Source organism: Pseudoduganella ginsengisoli (assembly GCF_009720865.1).
In the GTDB taxonomy this organism is placed as follows: Bacteria; Pseudomonadota; Gammaproteobacteria; order Burkholderiales; family Burkholderiaceae_D; genus Rugamonas; species Rugamonas ginsengisoli.
The window spans coordinates 1-25805 of record NZ_WNLA01000002.1 but is presented as its reverse complement, the minus strand read 5'-3'; the positions used below and the strand labels follow the sequence as shown (position 1 = coordinate 25805).

General features: G+C 61.1%; 19 protein-coding genes. 7 read left to right on the top strand and 12 right to left on the bottom strand.

The features are described 5' to 3' along the window. The first annotated feature begins 26 nt into the window (after positions 1-26). Complete coding sequence (locus GM668_RS04805; protein ID WP_229498940.1) at positions 27-245, top strand: hypothetical protein; 219 nt, start codon at positions 27-29, stop codon at positions 243-245. Positions 246-572: 327 nt separating this feature from the next. Here GM668_RS04805 and GM668_RS04800 read toward each other — a convergent pair whose 3' ends face one another. Further along, positions 573-1283, bottom strand: a complete 711-nt coding sequence (locus GM668_RS04800; RefSeq protein WP_155437818.1) for a response regulator — start codon at positions 1281-1283, stop codon at positions 573-575. Between the two features lie 402 nt (positions 1284-1685). After that, a complete protein-coding gene (locus GM668_RS04795) occupies positions 1686-2315 on the bottom strand; it encodes a phosphohydrolase (RefSeq protein ID WP_229498938.1) in 630 nt (209 codons plus the stop codon). 147 nt (positions 2316-2462) lie between these two features. Between GM668_RS04795 and GM668_RS04790 the strand changes: the two genes are divergently transcribed. After that, positions 2463-5573, top strand: coding sequence for an NAD(P)-binding protein (locus tag GM668_RS04790; protein WP_155437817.1), 3111 nt, complete (start codon positions 2463-2465; stop codon positions 5571-5573). 12 nt (positions 5574-5585) lie between these two features. On the opposite strand, the gene GM668_RS04785 is transcribed toward GM668_RS04790, so the two are convergent. Both GM668_RS04785 and GM668_RS04780 read right to left on the bottom strand, forming a co-directional pair. Continuing rightward, complete coding sequence (locus tag GM668_RS04785) at positions 5586-5882, bottom strand: hypothetical protein (RefSeq protein WP_155437816.1); 297 nt, start codon at positions 5880-5882, stop codon at positions 5586-5588. Further along, a complete protein-coding gene (locus GM668_RS04780) occupies positions 5879-6259 on the bottom strand; it encodes a YbaN family protein (RefSeq protein ID WP_308506810.1) in 381 nt (126 codons plus the stop codon). The genes GM668_RS04785 and GM668_RS04780 overlap by 4 nt, the downstream gene beginning before the upstream one ends. A gap of 40 nt (positions 6260-6299) precedes the next feature. Between GM668_RS04780 and GM668_RS04775 the strand changes: the two genes are divergently transcribed. Beyond that, positions 6300-7226 (top strand): NAD-dependent epimerase/dehydratase family protein, encoded by a 927-nt coding sequence (locus GM668_RS04775; RefSeq protein WP_170305495.1) that lies wholly within the window; start codon positions 6300-6302, stop codon positions 7224-7226. A 12-nt stretch (positions 7227-7238) separates the two neighbouring features. Here GM668_RS04775 and GM668_RS04770 read toward each other — a convergent pair whose 3' ends face one another. Genes GM668_RS04770 through GM668_RS04760 form a run of 3 tightly spaced genes read right to left on the bottom strand, consistent with a single transcriptional unit; the run spans position 7239 to position 11622 of the window. Beyond that, a complete protein-coding gene (locus GM668_RS04770) occupies positions 7239-7565 on the bottom strand; it encodes a hypothetical protein (protein ID WP_155437814.1) in 327 nt (108 codons plus the stop codon). Further along, on the bottom strand, positions 7562-8635 hold the full coding sequence (locus GM668_RS04765; protein ID WP_155437813.1) for a DNA topoisomerase IB: 1074 nt from the start codon (positions 8633-8635) through the stop codon (positions 7562-7564). Before GM668_RS04765 ends, GM668_RS04770 begins: the two co-directional genes overlap by 4 nt. Positions 8636-8691: 56 nt before the next feature. Next, entirely contained in the window at positions 8692-11622 is a 2931-nt protein-coding gene (locus tag GM668_RS04760; RefSeq protein ID WP_229498936.1) for a hybrid sensor histidine kinase/response regulator, read from the bottom strand. Positions 11623-11759: 137 nt separating this feature from the next. On the opposite strand from GM668_RS04760, the gene GM668_RS04755 reads away from it, so the two are divergent. Further along, positions 11760-12344, top strand: coding sequence for a LysE family translocator (locus tag GM668_RS04755; RefSeq protein WP_211923350.1), 585 nt, complete (start codon positions 11760-11762; stop codon positions 12342-12344). Positions 12345-12351: 7 nt separating this feature from the next. Here the strand turns inward: GM668_RS04755 and GM668_RS04750 are convergent, their stop codons facing one another. After that, positions 12352-12969: a YceI family protein gene (locus GM668_RS04750; protein WP_371868632.1), complete on the bottom strand. Its 618-nt coding sequence runs from the start codon at positions 12967-12969 to the stop codon at positions 12352-12354. A 305-nt stretch (positions 12970-13274) separates the two neighbouring features. After that, the gene (locus GM668_RS04745) at positions 13275-13466 is read right to left on the bottom strand and encodes a hypothetical protein (protein ID WP_155437810.1); all 192 of its coding nucleotides are present in this window, start codon (positions 13464-13466) and stop codon (positions 13275-13277) included. A gap of 43 nt (positions 13467-13509) precedes the next feature. Here GM668_RS04745 and GM668_RS04740 point away from each other — a divergent pair, with 43 nt between their 5' ends. Both GM668_RS04740 and GM668_RS04735 read left to right on the top strand, forming a co-directional pair. After that, positions 13510-14214 (top strand): glutathione S-transferase family protein, encoded by a 705-nt coding sequence (locus tag GM668_RS04740; protein WP_155437809.1) that lies wholly within the window; start codon positions 13510-13512, stop codon positions 14212-14214. Next, the gene (locus tag GM668_RS04735) at positions 14211-14834 is read left to right on the top strand and encodes a glutathione S-transferase family protein (RefSeq protein WP_155437808.1); all 624 of its coding nucleotides are present in this window, start codon (positions 14211-14213) and stop codon (positions 14832-14834) included. The genes GM668_RS04740 and GM668_RS04735 overlap by 4 nt, the downstream gene beginning before the upstream one ends. Positions 14835-14839: 5 nt before the next feature. Here the strand turns inward: GM668_RS04735 and GM668_RS04730 are convergent, their stop codons facing one another. From GM668_RS04730 to GM668_RS04720, 3 genes are all read right to left on the bottom strand, one after another. Next, positions 14840-15667, bottom strand: coding sequence for a CheR family methyltransferase (locus GM668_RS04730; protein WP_170305494.1), 828 nt, complete (start codon positions 15665-15667; stop codon positions 14840-14842). 30 nt (positions 15668-15697) lie between these two features. Next, positions 15698-20590 (bottom strand): HAMP domain-containing protein, encoded by a 4893-nt coding sequence (locus GM668_RS04725; RefSeq protein ID WP_155437806.1) that lies wholly within the window; start codon positions 20588-20590, stop codon positions 15698-15700. Between the two features lie 301 nt (positions 20591-20891). Continuing rightward, on the bottom strand, positions 20892-22913 hold the full coding sequence (locus GM668_RS04720) for a prolyl oligopeptidase family serine peptidase (RefSeq protein ID WP_155437805.1): 2022 nt from the start codon (positions 22911-22913) through the stop codon (positions 20892-20894). Positions 22914-23091: 178 nt separating this feature from the next. On the opposite strand from GM668_RS04720, the gene GM668_RS04715 reads away from it, so the two are divergent. After that, positions 23092-25805: CHASE domain-containing hybrid sensor histidine kinase/response regulator family protein (locus GM668_RS04715; protein WP_155437804.1), on the top strand; the 2714-nt coding region annotated here is incomplete at its 3' end.

Sequence of the window (25805 nt, the reverse complement as noted above, 5' to 3'; positions counted from 1 at the left end):
AGACCGTTCACCGCGAAGGAAATGCAATGGAAACACACACCATTATCGACCGGCTGGCCATGCCTCAATCCCAGCAACAGCGCGTGGATGCCCGCTGCAGTGAAATTGTCAATAAAGGGATCGCTGTTCAGGGGTGCTTTTCCACCTTGTGCGCCATTGAGTATTTAAAGTCGAACAATGTGCGGCCGGACGTGATTGAACGGGTGCTGCTGCATCCGGACTTGCGGCGCCGTATTCCACACTGATAGCCGCACGGAAGAGAACCGCAAGTCAGCCATACTTATGCACAAAAATTGCCTTCGCGTAAACCTGCAAAAAATTTTCGCGTTGATTTCACGGCTTCCGCAAGTACTTGATTTTAAAAGAGAGAAATTCTGCTCTTTGAACGGGCAATTTGTTGAAACCCGCATGGTTGCAGGGCGCGCGGGCTGTCAAGAGGGGCTTTTCCACAAAGATATCCACATTGTTTGTGGATATCACAAAAAGCGCTTATCAATCCGCCACTTAGCGTGCCGTCGAAGGAAGTTGACGGCACGTTGCAGTAAAAATCACGGCAAAATCGCGGCAGATGGCTACTGTATGCGTATCCAGTGTTTTGCCTGGGCGGCATCTTCCGCCGAGGCCGGCGATGCGGCGGAAACGTGGGCGCCGGCCAATTCTTCACGCGTGGCGCCCAGCAGGGCCGCAGCTTTGGCGCTGGCGTCGATAATCCTGTTGTCGGCGTCCAGCGTGAAGCCCACCTGGCGGCCCAGCTGCGCTTGCAAACCGCTGATGCGCTGTTCCAGTTCCGCCAGTCCCGCATAGCTGCGCAGCGAGGAAATCACCGTGGTAAACAGCTTGCGCGTCGTCAGGTCGCTCTTGCACCAGAAATCGTTGATGTCGTAATCAAGGATGATGCTGTGTTCCAGCGCCTGGCCCGGCTGGCCCGTGCGCAACACGATGCGCACCAGCTTGTTGTGTAATTCATCACGGATTTGGCGTGCGACTTTCAAGCCGGCGTCGCTGGTTTCCATAATCACGTCGAGCAATACCAATGCCACGTCAGGGTTGGCGCGCAACACAGACAATGCTTCATCGCCGCTATAGGCGTGCAGGAAGCTGAGGCGGCGGCCCTGGAAGCAGGCATTGCTGAGGGAGAATTTGGTCACCACATGGACATCGACGTCGTCGTCGACAATCAAGACTCTCCATGGGGCTGGGATGGCAGCGCCGTTCGGGTCCGCGCCGGCAGGCGCATCTTCTTCTATCATCCAGTCCGGGCTACTATCTTCTTTCACGTCCATGCACATTCCTGTGGCAATTTTGTCGTCGGCGCGTACTGCTTCCAGACACGGGCCTCCCATTCGTGCATCCGCTTCAGCAACACTATTCCTCGGCTGAATATTTGTCAAAGGATTCCGGGCACATTGCACCGGCCTGCCTGTTCTGAAAGCAAATGCCGAACAATTTTTTCAATCGGCAAAAAATAATTTTTTGTGCTGCATTAAGCGATTTGCAAGTATTTGATTTTCTTGATGAAAATTTTTGCCTGCGAAATCAGCAAATTGTTGAAACCCGCTTCATTACTGGGTTTCCGGCCTGTCAAGGGGTGCTTTTCCACATGCTTATCCACAAACGATGTGGATAAGCCTGAAAAGCGCTTTAAATCCACACAATTACGTCACCTGATCAAGCCATCCCGGGTTTTATAGCTGCTGCTTCAATTCATTTAACCTTTCCAGGAAGCGCACACATGCCAGCGACGGCGGCCACGGTTCCCACGGTTGTCCGCCATACACCGCGTGTAGCGGATCCGCATCCAGCGGCTGCGACCGTATTTTCAGCGTTTGCCGCACTTCGTCGCGCGACCAGCCCACCACATGGACAGCTTCGCTGGCGGCTGCCAGGCGGTCCGCGCGTTTATGGATGCGGTGGCCGTCGCGGGTCCAGTGCGGCAAGCCATAGCGCAGAAATACCGCGTCTTCCAGGCGCCGGCTCAATTCCTTGAATTGTTCGCCAAGAAAAGGTTTCAAGACGGAGATACAGTCGAAGCCCAGCAAGCCTTCTTCCGCGTCGTGCAACAGTTCGCGCAATTCCACTTCCGCCGCCAGCACCTCGCCTGCCTGCACGGCCCAGTCGCGCCGCAACTGCAAGACCGTCAGCGAATGCTGCGCGACGGATAACGGCAGCGGCCACGCCGAATGGCCGCCCCAGCGGTAAGTGCGCGCCAGGCCCAGCGCCAGGTCGGCATCGTCCCAGTCGAACGGGGTCGGGTCCAGCAAATCCAGCCGCTTTCCCGATGGCATGCGGACCCAGGCCCGCGCATCGCCGCGCATTGACGTCCTCTTAACAAACAATTTGGAACGCATTGTATTACAAGCATGAAAGCCACTCCAAACTGACAACAATTTCTATTCTTCTAAGCAACATTGCCGGAATCTGAACTACACTAGCTCCACGCATTTCACCTACACGGAGATTCCATGGCGACACGTCCTTCCTACCTGTATCCCGGTGGTTCAGTCATGATGCATTCACCGCTGCAATTGAAGAATTCCGACATGTATGGCTACTTCGTCAAAGGCGACGTGGCCAAATTGCAGCACACGCTCGATAGCACGCTCAATACCGTGGCGGGGCAGCGCATGCGCTTCAAGGCGCTATCGCCGTACGTGATGATCACGTTCACGCGCGTCAACCACGCGGATTCCGCCGTGCCGGTGGACCATGCCAAGGGCTGGATCACGGAAATCGATATCGTCACCTGGGTCATGACGGGCGCAATGGACAAGGATGGCAAGCTGGAGCACATCTATTGGTATCCGTGCCATATCTTTGTCGACGATGCGATGGCGCTGGTCAATGGCCGCGAATTGTTTGGCTACCCGAAATACCTGTGCGAATACGACATCCCCCACGATGGCCAGCCGCCGCTGCGCTGTTCGGTGGCCGCGAAAGGGTTTAAACAGTTTTCGCCGGAAACGCGCATTGCATTGCATCCGCTGCTGGAAGTCAATGCCGTCAATCCGAACGGGAATGAAAAGGTATTGGACGATCTGGGCGACTTGATCGAGGAAGCCATCGAGCTGTTCCTGTCGGTGCCGGACTTTTTCAACATGGACAAGGAAGGGTGGGAAGATATCGTGTCGCTGCTGCGCAACCCGCGCATCGACCAGATCTTCCTCAAGCAATTCCCCGACAGCGCCGGCATCAAGGCAGTTTATCAAGCCATCGTGGCGGCGCCGGCCACCATTGACAAGCTGCACAGCGTGACATTGCTGGGCTATGACTATGAAGCCACCTTGCACGCGTTTGACAGCTTCCCGCTGAATGACACGCTGGGCTTGCAGCTGGGCAGGCAGGCGGCGATTTTGCCGTTCCACGTCAACTTTGATTTCACGGCGCAGCCCGGCGAAGAACTGGTCGACAACTCGCAAGTGAACCCCAGTAAAATCGCCATCCTCGGCGGCGGCGTGGGAGCCATGACCACGGCGTATTACCTGACCAGCCAGCCGGGCTGGCAAAATAATGTCGACATTACCGTCTACCAGCAAGGCTGGCGGCTGGGCGGCAAGGGCGCCAGCGGACGCAATGCGGAACTGGGCCAGCGCATCGAAGAACATGGCTTGCACATCTGGTTCGGCTTTTACGCCAATGCATTCAAGATGATCAGGGAAGCGTATGCGGCGCTGGACCGTCCGCCCGGTTCCCCGCTGGCCACGTGGGAGGACGCGTTCAAGCAGCACGATTACGTGGCGCTGTCGGAAGACGTCAATGGCGAACGGCGCAACTGGTCGATTGTCTTCCCGCCGCTGCCGGGCGAGCCGGGCACCGGTACGGAAGAAATCACGCTGTGGCAAATGGCCGTGGCCATGATCGCGTGGATCGAGCAATGGCTCAAGCAGTTGCGCGATATCGCCAGCGATTTGGAAGAAAAGCATGCGCCGGAACATGCGAGCGGCATCGGTGGCTGGCTGCGCCGCCTGGCCGACGAAGTGACGGACGATATTGCAGACCTGGCGCAAGACGTGGCGGTGGCGGCCGGCGCGCTGGCGGCGCTGGTGGCGAACCTGTCGCCGGATTCGGCCACGCACAGCCAGTCAGAGCACGACATGCTGGCCGGCACGCTGGGCGGCATCCGCCAGTGGGTGCATGCGCGCTACCGCGAAAAAATCATCGGCAATGATGACTTGCGCCGCATGTTCATTTGCCTGGACCTTGGCATCACCGTCATGAAGGGCATGTTTGAAGACGGCGTATTCCGCCATGGCTTTGACGTCATCAACGATATCGACTTCCGCGACTGGCTGCGCAAACATGGCGGCGATGAAGAGTATTGCGTGAATTCCGCGCCCGTATGGGGGTTCTATGACCTCGTGTTCGCCTATGAAAACGGCGACTTCGGCAAGCCGAATGTGGAAGCCGGGACGATTTTGCGCTCGATGATGCGCATTGGCCTGGCCTACAAGGGCGGCATCATGTTCAAGATGCAGGCCGGCATGGGCGACACCATCTTTACGCCGCTATATGAAGTGCTGAAAGCGCGCGGCGTCAAATTCAAATTCTTCCACAAGGTCGATGAACTGGTGCCCGATGGCGATACCATTGCTTCCATCCGCATGACGCGGCAAGTGGAGCTGGCCCATGGCGATTATCAGCCGCTGGTGGATGTCAAAGGTTTGGCGTGCTGGCCGTCGGCGCCGCTGTACGGGCAAATCGATCCGGCCCAGGCCGCGCTGCTGCAACAGCAAAACGTCAACCTGGAATCGTACTGGACCAACTGGGACGAACTGTACCGGGAAGCGTTCGGCCAGCCGCTGCCATCGGTCACGCTGAAAAAGGGCGTGGATTTCGACCAGGTGGTGTTCGGCATTTCCATCGGTTCGCTGCCGGCGCTGTGCCCGCAATTGCTGGCCAAGAGCGCCAAACTGCGCACCGCGTCGGAAAAAGTGCAGACGGTGGCCACGCAGGCGTACCAGGTGTGGCTGAACAAGGATTTGGCGCAAATGGGCTGGACGCATCAGCCGCAAGGCCAGCAACCCGTGCTGTCCGGCTTCACGGAACCGTACGATACGTGGGCGCCCATGGACCAGTTGCTGTGCCGTGAAGCTTGGCCGCCCGCCATCGATCCGAAAAATGTGTCGTATTTCTGCAGCGCGCTGCCGGTGGCAAGCTATCCGCCGCCGTCCGACCACGCCTTCCCGGACACGATGAAAGCCGTGGCGAAAGAGGGCGCCGTCGGCCAGCTGCGCAACAGCATCGCGTGGCTGTGGCCTTCGGCAGGACCGTCCGGCGCGTTCCCGTGGAACTGGCTGGTCGATCCTGCCGAAGGCACGGGCGAGGCGCGCTTCGATGCGCAATACTGGCGCGCCAATGTCGATCCGTCCGAGCGCTATGTGATGTCGGTGGTCAATTCCACCAAATACCGGCTGGCGACGGATGAATCAGGCTTTGACAATCTGTTCCTGACGGGCGACTGGATCAAGACGGGCTTGAACGCCGGCTGTGTGGAAGCGGCCGTGATGGCGGGCATGCAAACGTCGCGCGCGATGACGGGCTACCCGCAAGTCATCCAGGGCGAAAAAGACTTTTGATGGGGGGCGCCGTCAGCGGCGCAGCATCAGGCGCAGCATTAAGCACCTGAGCGACACGGCGGCGGCGCCGCCGGCGCTGGCTGCCAAGGTGACGGCGGCAATGATGGCTGCCAAATCCCAGCGGTCCATCGCGTCCGCCGCCATGATGGCCACGACGGCCATGACCAGTTGCGCGGGCAGCAGCTTGCGCAGCAAGCCATACAGCGCGTCATAGCCTTGTTCCAGGTAGCGGTGCGCCAGGTACAGTGCAGGCCCCCACAGCGCGGCCAGGAACACCAGGACGGCAATGGCCATGATGACGATTCTCATGGCGCATCCTCGCTGTCGCGTGGCGTGGTGGGCAGGCGCAGCAGGTATACGGTGACGCCGCAAGCGATGGCCGCCAGCACGAATTTCACCGCCAGCGGAACTTTCCAGATCGAATACAGCATCGATGCCCACATCATGGCCAATGCCAGGACTTTGCCGCGCAAAGGGATGCCGCGCCCCGCTTCAAAGTCGCGCAAGTATTTGCCGAAGGCAGGGTGGCTGCGCAGCCAGTGGTGCAGGCGCGGCGAGCCGCGCGCATAGCAGGCGGAAGCCAGCAGCAGGAACGGCGTGGTGGGCAGCAGCGGCAGGAAGATGCCGAGGATGGCAAGCAGCACGGCCAGGCTGCCGAGGATGTTGGCGGCGATTCTCATAGCCATTATGATACCGTGGTGCGGACTGCAACAGGAAAGGGCGGCGATGCGGGTGGTAATCATTGGCGGGACCGGCCATATCGGCAGCTACCTCGTACCCATGCTGGTGCGGGCCGGGCACAGCGCCGTATGCATCACGCGGGGCGCCAGTGCCCCGTATTTTGCGGATCCCGCGTGGGAGCACGTGGAGCACTGCCATGCCGACCGCGACGCGCAGGACAAGGCCGGGACGTTTGGCGCGCTGGTGGCGGGCTTCAAGGCCGATGCCGTGATCGACTTGATGTGTTTTACGCCGGACAGTGCGCGCCATCTGCTGGCGGCGCTAGGCGGCAGCGGCACGCATTTGCTGCATTGCGGCTCCGTCTGGGTATATGGCCCGCGCTCCGGCGCGCTGCATGATGAGGCAGCGCCGCGCGCACCGTATGGCGTCTATGCGGAATGGAAAGCGCAGATCGAAGCGCTGCTGCTGGCGCAGGACGCGGCGCCCGCCACGGTGATCCACCCGGGCCAGATCGCGGGCCGCTACTGGTGGCCCATTAATCCGGCCGGGACCCTGCAGCCCGCTGTCTTTGCGCAGCTGGCGCGCGGCGCGCCGGTGGCGTTGCCCGATGGCGGCGGCGCCACCTTGCACTTTGCCCATGCATCGGACATTGCCCGCGCTTTTCTGCATGCACTCGATGCGCGCAGCCTGGCCCGGGGGCACAGCTTCAATGTGGCGTCGCCGCAGCCGGTAACGTTGCGCGATTATGCGCAGGCCGTGGCGCAATGGCATGGCCGGCAATGGCAGCCGGCTGCCGGCGACTGGCGCCGGTATGACAGCCCGCAGCAAATCCAGTTTGCCGAATACATGGTGAAGTACAACACGGGCTGCTGCAGCGGCAAGGCGCAGCGGCTGCTGGGGTGGCGCGCCACGTATGACGGCCTGGAAGCGGCCGGCGAAGGAATTTTGCATTTGCTGGCGCCCCGCGCATAGAGCGCCGGGCGGTCATTTGCCCGGATAGACAACCATGGCGACGAGCGGCAGCAGCAACAGGATATAGACCGCCTTGCGCAGGATGCGGCCTGTCGCCAGTTCCGGCGCGCGGCGCGCGGTCAGCCACGACCAGATGCTGGCCGGCAGCGCGACGGTCACGGCGATCGGCAGCGTGTAGATCATCGCCAGGAACATCGTCAGCGCGAGGGCTTCATGGCGGCTGTCGGCTTTCCAGTCGCTGGACAGGGTCATGCCGACAAAGAGTTCCGCCAGCAGCAGCGGGGCGAGGGCCAGCGCCATGACGATGTTGGCAATGGTGAGTTTGCGTTGAGGGGTCATTTGGCCACTATAGCGGCAGTGGCGGGATTTTGCAGCAAAGTCAGCAGGGCATGTTCTTCCGGCGCGAGCGCATCGGGCGCCGTTGCAGGAGGCAGCGCCAGTGTGGCGCCGGACAAATAGGCGTCGATGACTACCGGATGCACGTAGCATTTCCGGCACACTGCCGGCGTATTGCCCAGCTTGCGCGCTACCGCTTCGATGGCCCGCACGATATTTTTCTTGGCTTCGGCGGCGCTGGCGGCGGGGCCGTATTCCAGCAGCGCCTGCGCCGCCAGCACGCTGCCATGCCACGTGCGGAAATCCTTGGCCGTGTAATCGTCGCCGCTGATGGCGCGCAGGTAGTCGTTGACGTCGCCGGAACCTATGCTGTGCAGCGTGCCGTCGTCATCGGCATATTGAAACAATTCCTGGCCAGGCAATTCGCGCAGGCGGCGTATGTTGCGGGCTACGCGACGGTCGCTGACCGTCACGTCATGCTGTACGCCGCTTTTTCCACGGAAACGGAAGCGCACCTTGCTGCCATCGATACGCACGTGGCGGTTGCGCAGCGTGGTCAAGCCGAAGGAGTGGTTGTTGCGCGCATATTCTTCATTCCCGATCCGCATCATGGTCGCTTGCAGCAAATGCACGACGGTGGCCAGCACTTTTTCGCGGGGCAGGCCGGGCAGGGCCAGCGCCGCATCCACGTGGCGGCGGATGGCGGGCAATGCCTGGCCAAATGCCAGCATGCGTTCATATTTAACGCCATCGCGCACGCTGCGCCACTGGGTATGGTAGCGGTATTGCTTGCGGCCCCGCGCATCGCGGCCGGTGGCCTGCAAATGGCCGTTCGGCGTGGGGCAGATCCACACGTCGCGCCACGCGGGGGGGATGGCCAGCGCGCGGATCCGCGCCAAGGTGGCGGCGTCGCGCACGGGTTTGCCGTCCGCGCCGGTGTAGCGGAAGCCCCCTTTGGTGGGGATACGGCGCAGGCCCGGGCGGTCGTCGTGCACGTGGCGCAGGCCGGCCGCGCGCGCATCAATGGCGGCGGCGGGCATGGCAAGAATGGCTGCGGAACGCTCGCGTTTCATGGGGCCAGCTTACAAATACAGCGCGGCCGGCTCCGTTGACTGACGCACACAGCGCGTCAGTTGGCGGCCAGGCTGGCTTCCTGCGGCTGGACGCCGGCGCGCAAGTCGCTGCACGCCTGTTCCAGCGCTTCCTGTAATTCCGGCAGGCTGGCAATGACTTCTTCCAGCTCGCCCGCGGCCGATAGCTTTTCCATTTTGTGGCACAGCGTGTGCAGCTGCGTGGAACTCAGATAGCCCGCGCTGCCTTTCAATGCATGGAAGGCTGCGGACGCCGCGCCGGCTTTGCCGCCCAGCACTGCGGAGCGCGCCAGTTCCAGGCGGCGCGGCGCTTCGTCGAGGAAGGCTTGCGTGATGCGCTGCATGTGTTTTTGCGACAGGCCCGCCAGCGGCAGGATGCGGATCTTGCCATCGTTGTGGATCGGTTGCGCGGGCACTTCCAGCGGCGGCACGCCGAATTGCGCGGCCAGTTCCGCTTCCGTCGGCGGCGCAGGCGGCATGGCGCCGGCGCCGGCGTGCGCATCCGGCTCGACCAGGCGCAGCGTGCAGCCGCGGGACAGCAGCTGGGCAATGGTTTTTTCAATCTGGTCATACAGCAAGCGTTCATCGACCGGCTTGCTAAGGAAGCCATCCATGCCGACCGCCAGGTAGCGCGCGCGGTCATGGTCGCTGGCATTCGCGGTCAGGGCAATGATGGGCACGCTGGTATCGCGCACGCGGTAATCTTCGCTGCCGCCACGGCGGATCAGGCGTGCAGCCTGTTCGCCATCCATGGTCGGCATGCGGCCATCCATCAGCACCAGGTCGTAATCGTCTTGCGACAGCGCCGCCAGCGCATCGATGCCGTTTTCCACGATGGCGACTTCGTGGCCCATGCTTTCCAGCAAGGTGCTGATGATGATCTGGTTGGTGCGCACATCTTCCGCGCACAGGATCTTCAGGCGGTACGCATGGCGCGCTTCCCGTGGCAGCGCCAGCAAATCATGTTCCGGCGGCATGCCCAGCGCCAGCGGCAACGTGAAATGGAAATTCGACCCCACGCCTGGCGTGCTTTCCACGCCAATGACGCCGCCCATTAATTCCACCAATTCCTTGCAGATGGCCAAGCCCAGCCCCGTGCCGCCAAAGCGGCGCGTGGTGGAAATATCGGCTTGCTCGAATTTCTGGAACAGCCGCGCCAACGTGGACGCATGGATGCCGGGGCCCGTGTCGCGGATGTTGAATTGCACGTAGGTCAAGCCATTGCGGCCCGGCTTGGCGGACGCTTCCAGCCGTACTTCGCCCCGGTCCGTGAATTTGATGGCATTACCCAGCAAGTTCAGCAGGATCTGGCGGATGCGGGTGGGGTCGCCCTGCACGTAGCGGGGCAAGTCCAGCGACAGGTCGACTTTCAGCAGCAGGCTCTTGGCGTCGGCCTGCGCTTGCAGGATGCCGACCGCTTCATCGATCAGCGTGCGCAAGTCCAGGTCGACGGTTTCTATCGACAGCTTGCCCGCATCGATCTTGGAAAAGTCCAGGATATCGTTGAGGATGGCCAGCAGCGCTTCACTGTTTTGCAGGCCGATGCGCAAGTACTCTTCCGTGCGGCCCCGCACGGTCTGGTCGCGCAGCGCGAATTTCAGCATGCCGATCACGCCCGCCAGCGGCGTGCGGATATCGTGGCTCATGGCGGACAGGAAGTCGATACGGTGGCGGCTGACGATTTCCGCGTGTTCCTTGGCTTCCGTGAGTTCCGCCGTGCGTTCCTGGACGCGCTGTTCCAGGTGGTTGCGCAGCAGGCGGATCTGGTCGGCCAGTGCAAAAGCCAGCAGCACGCCGTCGAGCGTGCCGCCCAGCAGGGTGAACAGCTGGGCATTTTCCACGGCGGCCGGGATCAGCCCCACGTTGGCCGGCAAGATCAGTACGCCGGGCAGCATCAGGGCAATAAAGCCCAGGATAAAGAAGCGGGCCGGCTGGTAGCCTTTGCGCCACACGATGATGCCGGTCGTGAGCGCCAGGGTCATCCAGATGGAAATCACGATGGTGGCCAGCGTATGCGCGTACGGCAGCGCGACAAAGCAGCTGGGCAGCAACAGCAGCGGCAAAATAAAATTGATGTTGCTGGCTTTGTACAGCCGTGGCGCCGTCTGTTTCAGGCGCAGGAAGGCGCGGTAAAACAGCGTGCTCAACACCGGCAGCAGGAAGAACGGGATGTAATGGAAGCGCAAGTCATGCCAGTCGAACAGGTCGGCCGGCAAGTGGAAGGTGACGCCCCAGCCCGTCGCATAGCACAGCACATACAGCGAGTAATACAGCGGCGAGCGGTCGCGCGTGTACGTATAAATGAAAAAATTGAAAATGGCGAGCGCCACCAGTGCGCCGATGGAACCAATAATGAGAAAGTTTTCGCGCGCCACCAGCGTGCGGTAAGCGTCTTGCGGCGTGACGGCAAAGACGGGCGTGCGGGCGTAATACGGGCTGGAAAAGCGGATCAGCACATCATACGTTTCGCCAGGCTGCAGCGCCACGTCTTTACCATAGTGCAGCAGGTATTCATGCGGTGCGCGGTAGCCGGTGGACAAATGCTGCAGCGCCGTGTCCGGGCCATAGAGCCGTGTTTCAACCCGGTCGATCAGCGTATCGTTGGGGTCGATGACCCAGCCGCTCTGCCGCGTGTCATTGCGCAGACGCGCGTGCAGCCAATAGCTGCCGCCCAGCAAATCGACCTTGGCGGCAGGCTTCAAGGCCGCGATAAAGGCAGGCAAGTCGGCCGGATCGGACGGAAAAGCGCGGCCATTGTCTTGGTACAAGGTACCGTGTTTCAGCAAATCCAGGGTGGTGGCTTTGGTCAGCACGGCCTGGCCTGCGCGGGTATCGGCTTCCGGCGCGGCCTGCGATGGCGCACTGATCAATGCCAGCGGCATCAGCAAACAGGCTAGCAGCCTGGCCGCCGGGCCGGCCACGAGGTAGCGGAGTGCGCTGGCAAGCAGGGCGATGGGTGGTAGGAACATCGTGTGGTCCGGACTGCCGCTGGACGGCTGCGCAGTGATAGTAAAATATGTGGCTTGCCATATTTTAATCGACTCTTCCCGGAATCCCTACCTTGCTGATCTCTGCTCAACAATTCTTTGGCTTTCTTGCCGCCGCCATGCTGATTACTGCCTCGCCCGGACCGGATAACTTGATGGTATTGGGCGTGGGCATGTCCAAAGGCCGCGCGCGCGGCATGGCATTCGGCCTGGGCTGTGCACTCGGCTGCCTGACCCATACGTTGCTGGCCACACTGGGTGTCAGTGCCCTGATTGCCGCGTCGCCCACGGCATTCACCGCCCTTAAAGTGTTTGGCGGACTGTATTTGATTTGGCTTGGCTGGGGCGCCTTGCGCAGCAAGGGCGGCGCGCAGGTCAAAGCGGATGGCGTCCCGGATGAATCGCTGGCGAAATTATTCGGCAAAGGTTTATTCGCCAACAGCATCAACCCCAAGGTCGTGCTGTTTTTCCTGTCCTTCCTGCCGCAGTTCGTGGTGGCGGAGCGCGGCGGCGCCAGCTGGCAGACCGCGCAGCTGGGGCTGATCTTTACGCTGCAAGCATGTGTGCTGTTCGGTTTGCTGGGTTATTTCTCCGGCGCGATCGGCAAGTGGATCAACCGCAGCCCCCGCGCCGGCCTGTGGCTGGACCGTATTGCCGGGACCATTTTCGTGGGCCTGGGCCTGCGCCTCATCATTGCCCGCTAATTGTCCGCTAATTGGGAATGACGGGCGTCCTGGATGGCGCCGCGCGGATGGCGAAGCGCAATTCCAGCTGGTCTTGCACGGCCAGCGCGCCGCCCAGCACGGAAAACGGCGTGATGCCGAAATCACTTTGCAGTAATGTGAACTTGCCGGTGGCGCTGATACTGCCGGCCTGCCGGTCGATGGCGGCAGGGATCGTATAGCGGCGCGTCACGCCATGCAGCGTGATGTCCGCATTCAGTGCGCCGGCGCTGCTTTGTTCGGCCTGCACCAGCACTTCCGGATAGTGTTCCGCATCCAGCACTTTTGTCAGCATATTGCGGCGTGTGCCCGCAATCGCATCGGCCGACGGCGTATTGGCCAGCCCGGCCTGCGTGCGCAGCGCTTCGTCATCGACCACCATGGCGTCGAGCCGGAAAGTGAAAGCGGCCCGTGCCGGTTCTGTTCCGGTTCCCGGATAGGCCCAGCCCCGCAAAGTGCGGGCCGCCACCACGTGGTCATGGCCGAGGCGGGCGAGGGCGCCGCCGCGCCGCACCGTCACGGCAATCAGCGCATCGCTGTCAATTTTCCATGCTGTGCCGCTCGGCTGCACCCAGGCCGGTGGCGGTGCGGTGGTTGCCTTTTGCACAATAGGTGTTGGTAATTGTGCACAGCCATACACCAATAGTAGCGTGGAAATTGTGGTTAGCCGTAAAAAATGTCGCATTGTGATTATTGGTGAGAATTAGGTCTATTTCTTTGTACTAATCTACGTCCTGACAGCAAGGATTTCAGAGCACCACCATAGCAATAGATGACTGTCATCAAGCAGTCATCGAACCGTGCGATGATGATACCGCTCTTTCAAATCTCTCCCGATTTGAATCCCTTCGCCCGCGACACGTCGCGGGTTTTTTTTGCCTGTTGCAATTGTTACAGATTCTCCGGCCATTCTTAATCAATCCCTAAGCTTACCTGCAGGGAATACTGGCACAGTAACACCTGTAGCGCGCAGCAATCACTGCGCGCCGGGTTGCCGTATCCCCCAGACGCGGCACGATTATCCCCGCGCTCCAAAAGCGTTTTGACCGGCCCCTCCTCCAAGTCGCCGGTCTTTTTTTGCCTGCAGTGTTTGCCGGTATTCATTTTGATTTTCCCCTACACTGGCATTTTTTCGGGGGGGGAATAAATGATCGACTTATATACTGCCGCGACGCCGAATGGCCACAAGATTTCCATTGTGCTGGAAGAATTGGCGCTGCCCTATACCATGCACGTGCTGGACCTTGCGGCAGGACAGCAAAAGGAAGCGTGGTTCCTGTCCATTAATCCCAATGGCCGTATTCCCGCGATAATTGACCGCGCTGCCGATAATTTCGCGGTATTTGAGTCAGGCGCCATCCTGATTTATCTGGCTGAAAAAACCGGGCAATTGCTGCCCGCTGACGCCCAGGGACGTTCCCGCGTTTTGCAATGGCTGATGTTTCAAATGGGCGGCATTGGGCCCATGATGGGGCAGGCCAATGTGTTTTACCGCTATTTCCCGGAAAAATTACAGCCGGCAATCGACCGCTATCATGGCGAATGCAGCCGCTTATTCCGCGTGCTCGATAGCCATTTGCAGCACCATGAATATCTGGCCGGCGAGTATTCGATCGCCGATATTGCCAACTGGGCGTGGGTGCGGACGCACAATTGGTCGGGGGTGGCCGTCGACGGCATGCCGTATTTGCAGCGCTGGCTGGCGCTGGTGGGCGGGCGGCCCGCCGTGCGCAAAGGGATCACGATGCCGCCGTCGCAGCTGGACCGCCACGCCAGTCCAGACAAGGCCGAGCAATTCGCGCAGGAAGCGCGCAAGATGCTGGAAACCGGCCAGTCGAGGGGGCATGCATGAAACTCTATACCAGCGCCAGGGCGCCCAATCCCCGCCGCGTCACCATGTTTATCGCGGAAAAGGGGATCACGGGCATGGACACCCAGCTGATCGACCTGGGCGCGCTGCAACACCGCAGCCCGGAATTCCTGGCTGTCAATCCGTTCGGCCGTGTGCCGGCGCTGCAGCTCGACGATGGCCGCGTGCTGGCCGAGACGCGCGCCATTTGCACTTACCTGGAAGGCTTGTATCCGGAACCGAATTTAATGGGCGACGGGTTTGATGACCGCGCCTTCATTGAAATGACGGACCGGCGCGTTGAACTGCACCTGTTCTTCGGCTTTGCCAACTGCATCCGCCACACGCATCCGGGCCTGGCCACGCTGGAACAGCCGCAGTTTGCCGATTTTGGGGCGTCGCAGGGTGTCAAGGTGCGGGACACGGCGCGCTGGCTCGATGGCGTGCTGGCGGCGCAGCCGTTTGTGGCAGGGCAGCGATTCACCATTGCCGACATCACGGCCTTCTGTGCGCTGGAATTTGCGCGGGGCCTGATGAAATTCCGTCCCGCCGCCGAAGGCTTGCCGCACCTGCAGGCGTGGCGGGACAGGATGGCCGAACGGCCCAGCGCCACAGCAGGGTAGCCCGGTCACGCGATGCGGCGGCACCAGCCTGGCTGCGGCATTTCAGCATATTGCGCAGTCAGCGCATCCGTTGCATCGATCGCGCGGTCCAGGCCCAGGATGCCGAACGGCGCCAGGCTGGCGTGGAATAAATGCAGTACGCGCTGGCGCAGCAGCGGCCCGAAATCCGGCAGTGCGCGGCGGCACACGATCATGTTGAATTCGTTGAACGATGCATCGGTCACGAGGTTGTATTGCGCCCACGTGATGTGCGAGCGCAGCGGTGCGGCCAGCGCCAGGCGCTTGCCGCTGGCCGTGAAAAAGCGCGACAGCTCGCCCTGGCCGCCGCTACGCACGTAGGCGGCCTGATAGCGCGCCATTGACTCCGGCGCGATCGATGCATCCTGCGCTTCGGCCAGCAATTCATCGCTGGCCACGGTCGCGTGGATTTCCGTCTGCTCCAGCAAGCCTTCCTCGGCCAGGATGATGGCCAGGGTCCACGCCTGTTCCGCGCCCGCGCAATCGGCCAGCCAGATGCGGGGCAGGGCGGCGCCCCGCAAGCCGGCGCCCGCCAGCTGGCGCAGCTGGCGGGCTTCGTCGGGATCATCAAACAAGGTGGCGGGCGGCACGTGCAGCGCGCGCAGCGCTGCCGATGCCGCGGCCGGTTCGTGCAGCACGCGGTCCTGCAATTGCGACAGGGTACGCAAGCCGCGCCGCTGCATCACGGCGCGCAGCTTGCGCCGCAGCGCCGCGCGCTCATGGCCACGAAAATCATAGCCATAGCGCTGCAGCAGCGCTTCCAGCAGCAACTCCAGTTCCAGCGCTTCGACTTCCGGCGCGGCTTCACGCAGCATTGGCGTCACATTTCCCATCGGCGCAGCCAATCAATGCAGCCAGACACGCATCAGCGACAGCAGCTGCGCCACATCGACCGGTTTCGTAATGTAGTCGGACGCGCCGGCCGCAATACACTTGTCGCGGTCGCCCTTCATGGCTTTCGCCGTCAGCGTAATGATCGGCAGCGACTTGAATTTCGGGATGCGGCGGATTGCCCGCATCGTGTCGTAGCCATCCATCTCCGGCATCATGATGTCCATCAGCACGATTTCAATGCCGGGGTCGCGCTCCAGCACTTCAATGCCGTCACGCCCGTTTTCCGCAAACAGTACGTGCATTTGCTGGCGCTCCAGCAGTGACGACAGCGCAAAGATGTTACGCAAGTCATCGTCGACAATCAGCACTTTGCGTCCCGCCAGGCCCGAATCTGCCGCGTGGATTTCTTCCAGCATGCGCCGCTGCAGTTCCGGCAGGCTGGCCTGCGAACGGTGCAGGAACAGCGCGGTTTCATCGAGCAGGCGTTCCGGCGAACGCGCATCCTTGATGACGATGGTTTTCGCATAGCGTTTGAGCTTCGTGACTTCCTTGCGGTTCAACTCCTTGGCCGTGTTGATCACGATCGGCAAATCGCGCAGGCTGGAATCTTTGCCGATAATGTCCAGCAAGTCGAAACCGCTGATGTCGGGCAAAGTCAAGTCCAGCACCATGCAATCGAAGTGGCCTTCATGCAGTTCCTTCAGCGCGGCTTCACCGGTACCGACCGCCACGATATGGATGTCGGCGTCGCCGATCAGGTGAATGATGGCGTCGCGCTGCTGTTCTTCATCGTCGACCACCAGCAGGCTGCGTTTGCCGCCCAGCAGGAACTTCTGGATACGGATGAATTGCTCTTGCAAGTCATCCTTGCTGACCGGCTTGTTCAGGTAAGAAATCGCACCCTGGCGCAGCGCCCGTTCCCGCTCGCGCAGGCTGGACATCACGTGTACCGGGATGTGGCGCGTGCTCGGATCCCGCTTCAGGCGGTCCAGCACGGTGAAACCGTCAATGTCGGGCAAGTCGATATCGAGCAGGATCGCGGACGGCAGGTAATCGCGCGCCAGCGACAGCGCCGAGTCGCCCTGGTGCGTGACGATGCCCTTGAAATTCTTTTCACGGGCAAAGTCCAGCACGACTTTGGCGAAGCGTTCATCGTCTTCAATAATCAGCACCGACGGGTCGCCCGGCGCCACGATGCCCCGGTCATCCAGCGTGGAGCTGTATTCCACCAGTTCCGCATCGACATCCACCACGTCGTGTACGGCGGCCGGCGCGGGTTCCGGCGGCGGCGTGTAGACGATCTTTGGCGCCTGCACGGGCGCGCGCGTGGGCGCCTGGCGGCCCAGGTCATAGTTGATGAAGCCGGCGCGGTTATACGGCAGGAACAGCGTAAAGGTCGAGCCGCTGCCGACCACGGATTCCACGCGGATTTCACCGCCCAGCAAGCGCGCCAGTTCTCGGGAAATCGACAGGCCCAGGCCGGTGCCGCCGTATTTACGGGCAGTGGAACCGTCGGCCTGCTGGAATGCCTCGAAGATCAGCTGCAGCTTGTCGGCCGCGATACCGACACCGGTGTCGGACACGGCAAACGCCAGCACGGCGTCCGCATGCACGAGGTTGGGGTGGTCGCTGGTCCAGCCGGTGTTGACCAGGCCGATGGTCAGCGACACCTGGCCGTGGTTGGTGAATTTAAATGCGTTCGACAGCAGGTTTTTCAACACTTGCTGCAGGCGCGTCACGTCCGTCATCAAGGCGGTCGGCAAGTTGTCGCGCAATTCCACGGAGAAGCCCAGGTGCTTGGCTTCGGCCATGTGGCGGAACGTGCGGTCCACATAGTTGCGCAAGTTGGCGAAGCGGTATTCCGACACGTCCAGCGTCACGGTACCGGACTCGATCTTCGACAAGTCCAGAATGTCGTTAATCAAGGTCAGCAAGTCGGAACCCGAACCGTGGATGGTTTTTGCGAATTCCACCTGCTTGTTCGACAGGTTGCCTTCCGGGTTGTCGCCCAGCTGTTGCGCGAGGATCAGCAGCGAATTCAATGGCGTGCGCAATTCGTGCGACATATTGGCCAGGAATTCCGACTTGTACTTGGACGACAGGGCCAGCTGCGTGGCTTTTTCTTCCAGCGCCAGCTTGGCCTGTTCCACCTCGCGGTTTTTCCGTTCCACCTCGATATTCTGTTCGGACAGCAGGCGGGCTTTTTCCGCCAGCTCCTGGTTGGTTTGCTGCAGTTCCTGCGCCAGCGATTGCGACTGGGTCAGCAAGGACTCCGTCCGGCTGTTTGCTTCAATCGTATTCAGCACGACGCCGATCGATTCCATCAGCTGGTCGAGGAACGACAAGTGGGTTTCCGTGAAGCGGTCCAGCGACGCGATTTCAATCACGGCCTTGACCTGCTGTTCAAACAAAATCGGCAGTACGACGATGTTGTTCGGCGGCGCGGAACCCAGGCCGGACGACACGACGATGTAGTCGCGTGGCACGTCCGTCAGCCAGATCCGCACTTTCTCCAGCGCGCACTGGCCGACCAGCCCTTCGCCCGGCAGGAACGACGTCGGCAGCTTGCGCGACGAGCGGTAGCCATACGACGCAATCATGCGCAGGCGGGCGTCGGATTCCTGCGAATCCATCATGTAGAACACACCGTGGTGCGCGGACACCAGCGGCGCCAGTTCCGACAGAATCAGTTTCGTCACGGCCTGCAAGTCGCGCTGGCCCTGCAGCAGGCGGGTGAAACGCGCCAGGTTGGTTTTCAGCCAGTCCTGCTGCGCATTTTTCTGCGTGGTTTCCTTCAGGTTGCGGATCATCTCATTGATGTTGTCCTTCAGGTAGGACACTTCGCCGCGCGCTTCCACCTGAATCGAACGCGACAAGTCGCCGCGTGTCACCGCGGTCGCCACTTCGGCAATCGCGCGCACCTGGTTGGTCAGGTTTGCCGCCAGCTGGTTGACGTTTTCCGTCAAGTCTTTCCATGTACCGGCCACCCCGGACACGTTGGCCTGTCCACCCAGCTTGCCTTCGGTACCCACTTCCCGCGCCACCCGCGTCACTTCCGATGCGAACGACGACAGCTGGTCCACCATCACGTTGATGGTGTCTTTCAGCTCCAGAATTTCGCCTTTCACGTCCACCGTGATTTTCTTCGACAAGTCGCCGCGCGCCACGGCGGTCGTCACGGCCGCAATGTTACGCACCTGGCCCGTCAGGTTGGACGCCATGAAGTTCACGTTGTCGGTCAAGTCTTTCCACGTACCGCCAACCCCCGGCACATACGCCTGGCCGCCCAGCTTGCCCTCGGTACCCACTTCCCGCGCCACGCGGGTCACTTCCGATGCGAACGACGACAGCTGGTCCACCATCACGTTAATGGTGTTTTTCAGTTCGAGAATTTCGCCTTTCACGTCCACCGTGATTTTCTTCGACAAGTCGCCGTTGGCCACGGCCGTCGTCACTTCCGCAATATTCCTCACCTGGCCGGTCAGGTTGCCCGCCATCGAGTTCACGCCGTCGGTCAAGTCTTTCCACGTACCGGCCACGCCAGGCACGTTGGCCTGGCCGCCCAGCTTACCCTCGGTACCGACCTCACGCGCCACGCGGGTCACTTCCGATGCAAACGAGTTCAATTGGTCCACCATCACGTTGATGGTGTTTTTCAGTTCAAGAATTTCGCCTTTCACGTCCACCGTGATCTTCTTCGACAAGTCGCCGTTGGCCACGGCCGTCGTCACGTCGGCAATGTTACGCACCTGGCCCGTCAAGTTACCGGCCATCGAGTTCACGGAGTCGGTCAAGTCTTTCCACGTACCGGCCACGCCTTTCACTTGCGCCTGGCCGCCCAGCTTGCCCTCGGTGCCCACTTCCCGCGCCACGCGCGTGACCTCGGACGAGAACGACGACAGCTGGTCCACCATCACGTTGATGGTGTTTTTCAATTCGAGAATTTCGCCTTTCACGTCCACCGTGATCTTTTTCGACAAGTCGCCGTTGGCCACGGCCGTCGTCACGGTGGCGATGTTGCGCACCTGGCCCGTCAAGTTCGACGCCATGAAGTTCACGTTGTCGGTCAAGTCTTTCCACGTGCCGCCCACGCCCGGCACATACGCCTGGCCGCCCAGCTTGCCTTCGGTCCCCACTTCCCGCGCCACGCGCGTCACTTCCGATGCAAAGGACCGCAACTGGTCCACCATCACGTTAATCGTGTCTTTCAGCTGCAGGATCTCGCCGCGCACGTCCACCGTGATCTTTTTCGACAAGTCGCCGTTGGCCACGGCCGTCGTCACTTCCGCGATGTTACGCACCTGCGACGTCAGGTTACCCGCCATCGAGTTCACCGAGTCGGTCAAGTCTTTCCACGTACCGGCCACGCCTTTCACTTGCGCCTGGCCGCCCAGCTTGCCTTCGGTCCCCACTTCCCGCGCCACCCGCGTCACCTCGGACGAGAACGACGACAGCTGTTCGACCATGGTGTTGGCGGTCATTGCCGCGCGCAGGTATTGGCCCTTCAATGGGTGGCCGTCCACTTCCAGCGCCATGGTTTGCGACAAGTCGCCTTTTGCCACGGCGCCGATCACGCGCGCCATTTCCGTGGTCGGGCGCACCAGGTCGTCAATCAGCGTGTTGACGGAACTGATGATGGTGGCCCAGCCGCCGGACACGTGCGGCACGGACGCCCGCTGCGTCAACCGGCCTTCGCGGCCCACCACGCGCGACACGTCGGTCACGGCCTTGACCATTTTTTCTTTGGTTTCAATGATGTCGTTCAGCGTGTCGGCGATCTTGCCGGACATGCCCGTCCAGTCGGATGGCATGCGCGCGGTAAAGTCGCCCCGCTTTAGCGCCATCAACGTCTGCAACAGCAGTTTGACGTCGAGTTGGTCGGCGAGTTCAGTCATATCGTTCATCGGGACGTCCTCTTGGGAAGATGCAGGGGCACGTAAAAGATACTCTTACAAGCCGGTGAGTCAAGATTTAAATTGCGAAATTGCATACTGTATGAAAAATGTTACTTTGCGGATTTTACAATTACACTCGGCAACTTTTTTCTCTACGATACGACGATTATTCTTTCCGGTGCGCACGATAGCCCCGCGGCTGGTCCAAAAAAAAGCCCGCTGAGAGCGGGCAGAAGAGGGAGTTTCAAATACCCGTAGCGGCTGCTCGTGGCATTTCAGACATTATTGCAAGAAAAATATGTAAATTCAATCAATATTTTAATTGTTGTAACAAGAACGCATAAGTCAGCGCCCACATCAGCGCTTGCTGGTCATTATTGGCCGCGCCTGCATGGCCGCCCTCCGTGTTTTCCCAGTACAGCACGTCGTGCCCCTGTTCCAGCATCAGCGCCGCCATTTTGCGCGCGTGGCCGGGGTGGACGCGGTCGTCGCGCGTGGACGTGGTCAGCAGCATGCGCGGATAGGCGCGCTGCGCGCTGACATTGTGATAAGGCGAATAGCGGGCGATATAGGCCCACTGGGCCGGATCGTCCGGATCGCCGTATTCCCCCACCCACGACGCGCCGGCCAGCAGCTGGTGGTAGCGCCGCATGTCCAGCAGGGGCACCTGGCACACGACCGCATTGAACAATTCCGGCCGCTGCGCCATGACGGCGCCGACCAGCAAGCCGCCATTGCTGCCGCCCATGATGCCGAGGTGGCCGGCCGACGTCAGGCCCCGCGCGATCGCATCTTCGGCCACGGCGATGAAATCGTCGTACGCGTTCTGGCGGTTTTCCTTCAGCGCAGCCTGGTGCCAGCGGGGGCCGAATTCGCCGCCGCCCCGGATGTTGGCTAATAAATATATGCCGCCATGCTCCAGCCAGCCGGCGCCGGTCGCGCCGCTGTAATACGGCTTCAGCGACACTTCAAAGCCGCCATAGCCATACAGCAGCGCCGGCAGCGGGCCGCAAGCATGGCGCGGCAGCACGGCAAAGTAGGGTACTTGCGTGCCGTCGCGCGAGCGGGCGCTGAACTGGCGCACTTCATAGGGTTCGGCGTCGAAATAGGCGGGCAGGCGCCGCAGTACGGTGCGTTCATCGCTGCCCGCGCGGCACAGCGCCAGCGTGGTCGGCGTGAGGAAATCCGTCACGGTGAGGAAATATTCATCGCTGTCGATGGCGTCCAGCGGCGACGCTTCCAGCGAACCAAACGCGGGCACGTCGACGTTGCGCGCGCGCCACCCGTGTGCGCCATGTGTCAATTCCACCAGCCGGTTTTTCACATTGTCGAGGATATTGAGCAGCAGCGTGGAGCGCGTCACGCACACGCCATCGAGCGACGTGGTGGGCGAGGGTTCGAACAGCACCGCCATCTGGCGTTCACCGCGCAGGAAGGCGCGGAAATCCGTGGCCAGCAGCGCCCCCTGCGGATAGACGGCGCCGCCGGTTTCCCAGGCCGAGCGCAATTCGATGATCAGCTGGCCCCGCACCGTATACGCGTTGGCGTCGTCCGGCTTGGCGATGCGGGTCAGCACGGGGCCTTCGCGCAGGTACAGTTCGTTGGTATAAAACGTCATCGAGCGCCAGATGAATTCATGGCGGTGGCCCGGCGTGAAGTCCATGCAGGCGCCGGCGCCCAGGTCGTCCACGGCGGCTTCGAACAGCACGGGGGAATCCAGCAGCGCCGCGCCGCGCCGCCATTCCCGCACCGTGCGGGGATAGCCGGACTGCGTCAGCGTGCCGGGACCGCAATCGGTGGCGACAAAAATACTGTCGCGGTCGCGCCAGGCCGCCTGGCTTTTCGCTTCCGGCAGCATGAACCCGCCTGACACGAACGCTTTTGCATCGAGGTCGTATTCGCGCAGCACGTGGGCGTCGCCGCCGCCGCGCGACAGCGACACCAGGCAGCGGTCGCCGTGATGCAGGAATACTACGCCGCTCCACACCCAGTTTTCATCCTCGACATTGGCCAGCACATCGAGGTCGATCATGGTTTCCCATGCCGGATCCGCGCTGCCGTATTGCTGGGGCGTGGTTCGGCGCCAGATGCCCCGCACATGGCTGGCGTCGCGCCAGAAGTTGTAATACCAGCCGCCATGCACGGTCACATAAGGAATGCGCTCCTGCGAATTCAAGATCGTGCGCAGGCGGCCATGGATGGTGTCAAACTCGGGGTGGCGCTTCAATTCCCCTTCCGCGATGGCGGCCTGGCGCTGCACCCAGTCCAGCGGCGCGTCGCCGCCGACGTCTTCCAGCCACAAATAGGGGTCGAGTTCGGAATTGATCAGCATTGGCGTCTCCGTTTTTTGCTCATTGTGGCATGAATGCCATCGTTGTTCCGCCACTGCGTGTATGATGCGGTCCCCGCCTTGCAGATCAATAGGCTGATTGGATTAAAACTGGTTGGCCACTGTGTTTAATAGTATGCTGCTGCAATGCAAAACTTCTTCTGGCGTAGCGTGAGTGCCGATGCGTAAACTGGGTGCCTGGCTAAAAAGCTTGCTCAACCTGCGGACCTTGCTCTGGGGCATAGGTTTGTCGCTGTCGGTCGCCATTGGCATGGTCTTGTACGCCAACGCAGCCCGCGTGGTGGATGAAGATGACCGCCAGCGCTTTGATAATCTGGCGCGCAGCACACAGTACAGCATTTCCGCCCGCGTCAAAGCGTATTCCGACGTGGTGCGGGGCCTGGTGGCGCTGTTCCAGACGTCGGACAATTTGACGCGTTTGCAATTCCACCAGTACGTCAGCAGCCTGAATTTGCCGCTGCATTTTCCGGCAATTGAAACGTTGAATTACGCCGTGCCGGTCACGGAAGCGGAGCGGGCTGCTTTCGTGGCCGCCGTGCGCGCCGATAAAAGCCTGGATCCGGCCGGCTATCCGAATTTCGATATCAAAAAGCCCAGCCCCAGCGGCCAGTACACGGTGCTGCTGTACATGGAACCCATGGATATCGTCAAAGAGCGCTTTGGCGTCGACATTGGTTCCGTGCCGGCCATCGGCAAGGCGCTGGAACAGTCGCGCGACACGGGCCAGGTCAGCGCATCGGGCCAGCCTATCCTTGTGAAAAAGCCGGTGCCGCACATCGGGCTGGGCATGCGCCTGCCGGTGTATAAACGCGGCATGCCCATCAATGACGTGGCCAGCCGCCGCGCCGCCTATGTCGGCACGGTGGGCATCGGTTTTTCCGTCTCCAAGCTGGTGCAGGGCGCCATCGATGAAATGGCGCTGCGCCAGGTCCATATGCTGCTGTATGCGGACAGTTCGACCGATGCGGAAAAGCGCCGCCTCACCATCGAACCCAGCGACCGGCTGCTGTACAACGACAATGGCTCGCTGGAAGGGGAGCCGGCCAAGCTGGACAATCCGGACGATTACCTGGAAACCGTGCTGCCGATTGATTTCAATGGCTCGCTGTGGAAAGCGCTGTTCCGCGTCAAGAAAACCGATATGCACACGGGCCTGGATGCATACTTCCCGTGGATCGCGCTGGCGACGGGCTTTATCGGCACCATGCTGATTTACAGTTATCTGCTGACCCTGTATTTTTCGCGCCGCAGCGCCGTGGAACAGCGCCAGTTGCTCGACAGTGTGCTCAACAACATCGATGCGCGCGTATTCATGAAAGACCAGCACCGCCGGTATATCTATGCCAATGCCAAGATGGCGGAAATCATGGGCCGCCCCGTCGACGAGATTGTCGGCCGCAGCGACCATGAATTGATGCCGCGGCAAGAGGCGGACGCCGCGTGGGAACAAGAGCGGCGCATCTTTTCCGACGGCTTGAAGCGGGCCGGCGAAGAGCGCTACGTGGACCGGCGCGGCGGCGTGCACCACCTGTGGTCCGTGAAAGCGCCCGTGCTTATCGATAACGAAGTGGCGGCCGTGATTTCGCTGGCCACCGATATTACGGAATTGCACAACCTGAAAGAACAGGCGCAGGCCGCCAACCAGGCCAAGAGCGACTTCCTGTCGAATATGAGCCATGAAATCCGCACGCCGATGAACAGCATCATCGGCATGGCGCACCTGGCGCTGAAATCCGTCACGAATCCGAAACAGCGCGATTACCTGCAAAAGATTTTCCACTCAGGCCAGCACTTGCTGGGCATTATTAACGACATCCTGGACTTTTCCAAGATCGAAGCGGGCAAGCTGGAGCTGGAAGTGCTGGACTTTTCCATCAATACGCTGATGGGCAACGTGGCCAACCAGCTCAGTGACAGCGCGGCCCGCAAGAACCTGGAACTGGCGTTTGAAGTGTGGCCTGGTTTGCCGCCGCAATTGCGCGGCGACCCGCTGCGCCTGGAACAGATCCTGCTGAACTTCACCAGCAATGCCATCAAGTTTTCCGAGAACGGCAAAATCCACATCCGTGTGCGTCCGGTGGAAGACCGCGACAATTATTGCGTGGCGCGCTTTGAAGTGCAGGATAACGGCATCGGCATGAGCAAGAGCCAGATGGCGAATCTGTTCCAGTCGTTCCAGCAGGGCGATACGTCGACCACCCGCAAATATGGCGGCACCGGCCTGGGCCTGGTGATTTCCAAGCAGCTGGCTGAACTGATGGGCGGCACGGTCGGTGTCGACAGCGTGGAAGGACAGGGCAGCACGTTCTGGTTCACGGCGCGCCTCGTCAAGGGCACGACCTTACTGGAAGCAGGCGTGGCCAAGGTATTGCAGCCCGATGTCATGGAATCGTTCAAGGGGGCGTCCATCCTGCTGGTGGAAGACAATATCTTCAGCCAGCAGGTGGGCCAGGAATTGCTGGAAGATGCGGGCGCCACCGTGTGTATCGCCAATAACGGCAAGGAAGCCATCGACCTGCTGTTGAAGGAACACTTCGATTGCGTGCTGATGGATGTGCAAATGCCGGTCATGGACGGCTATGAAGCCACGCGCATCATCCGCGCCCACCCGCGCCTGGCGGGAACGCTGGTGATTGCCATGACTGCCAATGCAGGGCGCGATGACCAGGCGCGCTGCATCGCGGCCGGCATGGATGAATTCATCACCAAGCCGATTGCGCCGAACTTGCTGTTCACCGTGCTGTCGCGCTGGATGAACCAGCGCGCCGCCGGGGAAAAGCCGCCGCGCATGGCGGCGCGGCCCACCGTGTCGGCAGCGGCCGGCATCGGACCGTTGCCGGGGCCGGCTGCCGGACCAGCGCCATCGGCGGCGCT

What these genes read in the sequence shown, in the direction of transcription:
- GM668_RS04805 (WP_229498940.1), top strand. Translation starts at nt 27, where the DNA reads ATGGAAACACACACCATTATCGACCGGCTGGCCATGCCTCAATCCCAG.
- GM668_RS04800 (WP_155437818.1), bottom strand. Translation starts at nt 1,283, where the DNA reads ATGGACGTGAAAGAAGATAGTAGCCCGGACTGGATGATAGAAGAAGAT.
- GM668_RS04795 (WP_229498938.1), bottom strand. Translation starts at nt 2,315, where the DNA reads ATGCGCGGCGATGCGCGGGCCTGGGTCCGCATGCCATCGGGAAAGCGG.
- GM668_RS04790 (WP_155437817.1), top strand. Translation starts at nt 2,463, where the DNA reads ATGGCGACACGTCCTTCCTACCTGTATCCCGGTGGTTCAGTCATGATG.
- GM668_RS04785 (WP_155437816.1), bottom strand. Translation starts at nt 5,882, where the DNA reads ATGAGAATCGTCATCATGGCCATTGCCGTCCTGGTGTTCCTGGCCGCG.
- GM668_RS04780 (WP_308506810.1), bottom strand. Translation starts at nt 6,259, where the DNA reads ATGGCTATGAGAATCGCCGCCAACATCCTCGGCAGCCTGGCCGTGCTG.
- GM668_RS04775 (WP_170305495.1), top strand. Translation starts at nt 6,300, where the DNA reads ATGCGGGTGGTAATCATTGGCGGGACCGGCCATATCGGCAGCTACCTC.
- GM668_RS04770 (WP_155437814.1), bottom strand. Translation starts at nt 7,565, where the DNA reads ATGACCCCTCAACGCAAACTCACCATTGCCAACATCGTCATGGCGCTG.
- GM668_RS04765 (WP_155437813.1), bottom strand. Translation starts at nt 8,635, where the DNA reads ATGAAACGCGAGCGTTCCGCAGCCATTCTTGCCATGCCCGCCGCCGCC.
- GM668_RS04760 (WP_229498936.1), bottom strand. Translation starts at nt 11,622, where the DNA reads ATGTTCCTACCACCCATCGCCCTGCTTGCCAGCGCACTCCGCTACCTC.
- GM668_RS04755 (WP_211923350.1), top strand. Translation starts at nt 11,760, where the DNA reads ATGCTGATTACTGCCTCGCCCGGACCGGATAACTTGATGGTATTGGGC.
- GM668_RS04745 (WP_155437810.1), bottom strand. Translation starts at nt 13,466, where the DNA reads ATGAATACCGGCAAACACTGCAGGCAAAAAAAGACCGGCGACTTGGAG.
- GM668_RS04740 (WP_155437809.1), top strand. Translation starts at nt 13,510, where the DNA reads ATGATCGACTTATATACTGCCGCGACGCCGAATGGCCACAAGATTTCC.
- GM668_RS04735 (WP_155437808.1), top strand. Translation starts at nt 14,211, where the DNA reads ATGAAACTCTATACCAGCGCCAGGGCGCCCAATCCCCGCCGCGTCACC.
- GM668_RS04730 (WP_170305494.1), bottom strand. Translation starts at nt 15,667, where the DNA reads ATGCTGCGTGAAGCCGCGCCGGAAGTCGAAGCGCTGGAACTGGAGTTG.
- GM668_RS04725 (WP_155437806.1), bottom strand. Translation starts at nt 20,590, where the DNA reads ATGAACGATATGACTGAACTCGCCGACCAACTCGACGTCAAACTGCTG.
- GM668_RS04720 (WP_155437805.1), bottom strand. Translation starts at nt 22,913, where the DNA reads ATGCTGATCAATTCCGAACTCGACCCCTATTTGTGGCTGGAAGACGTC.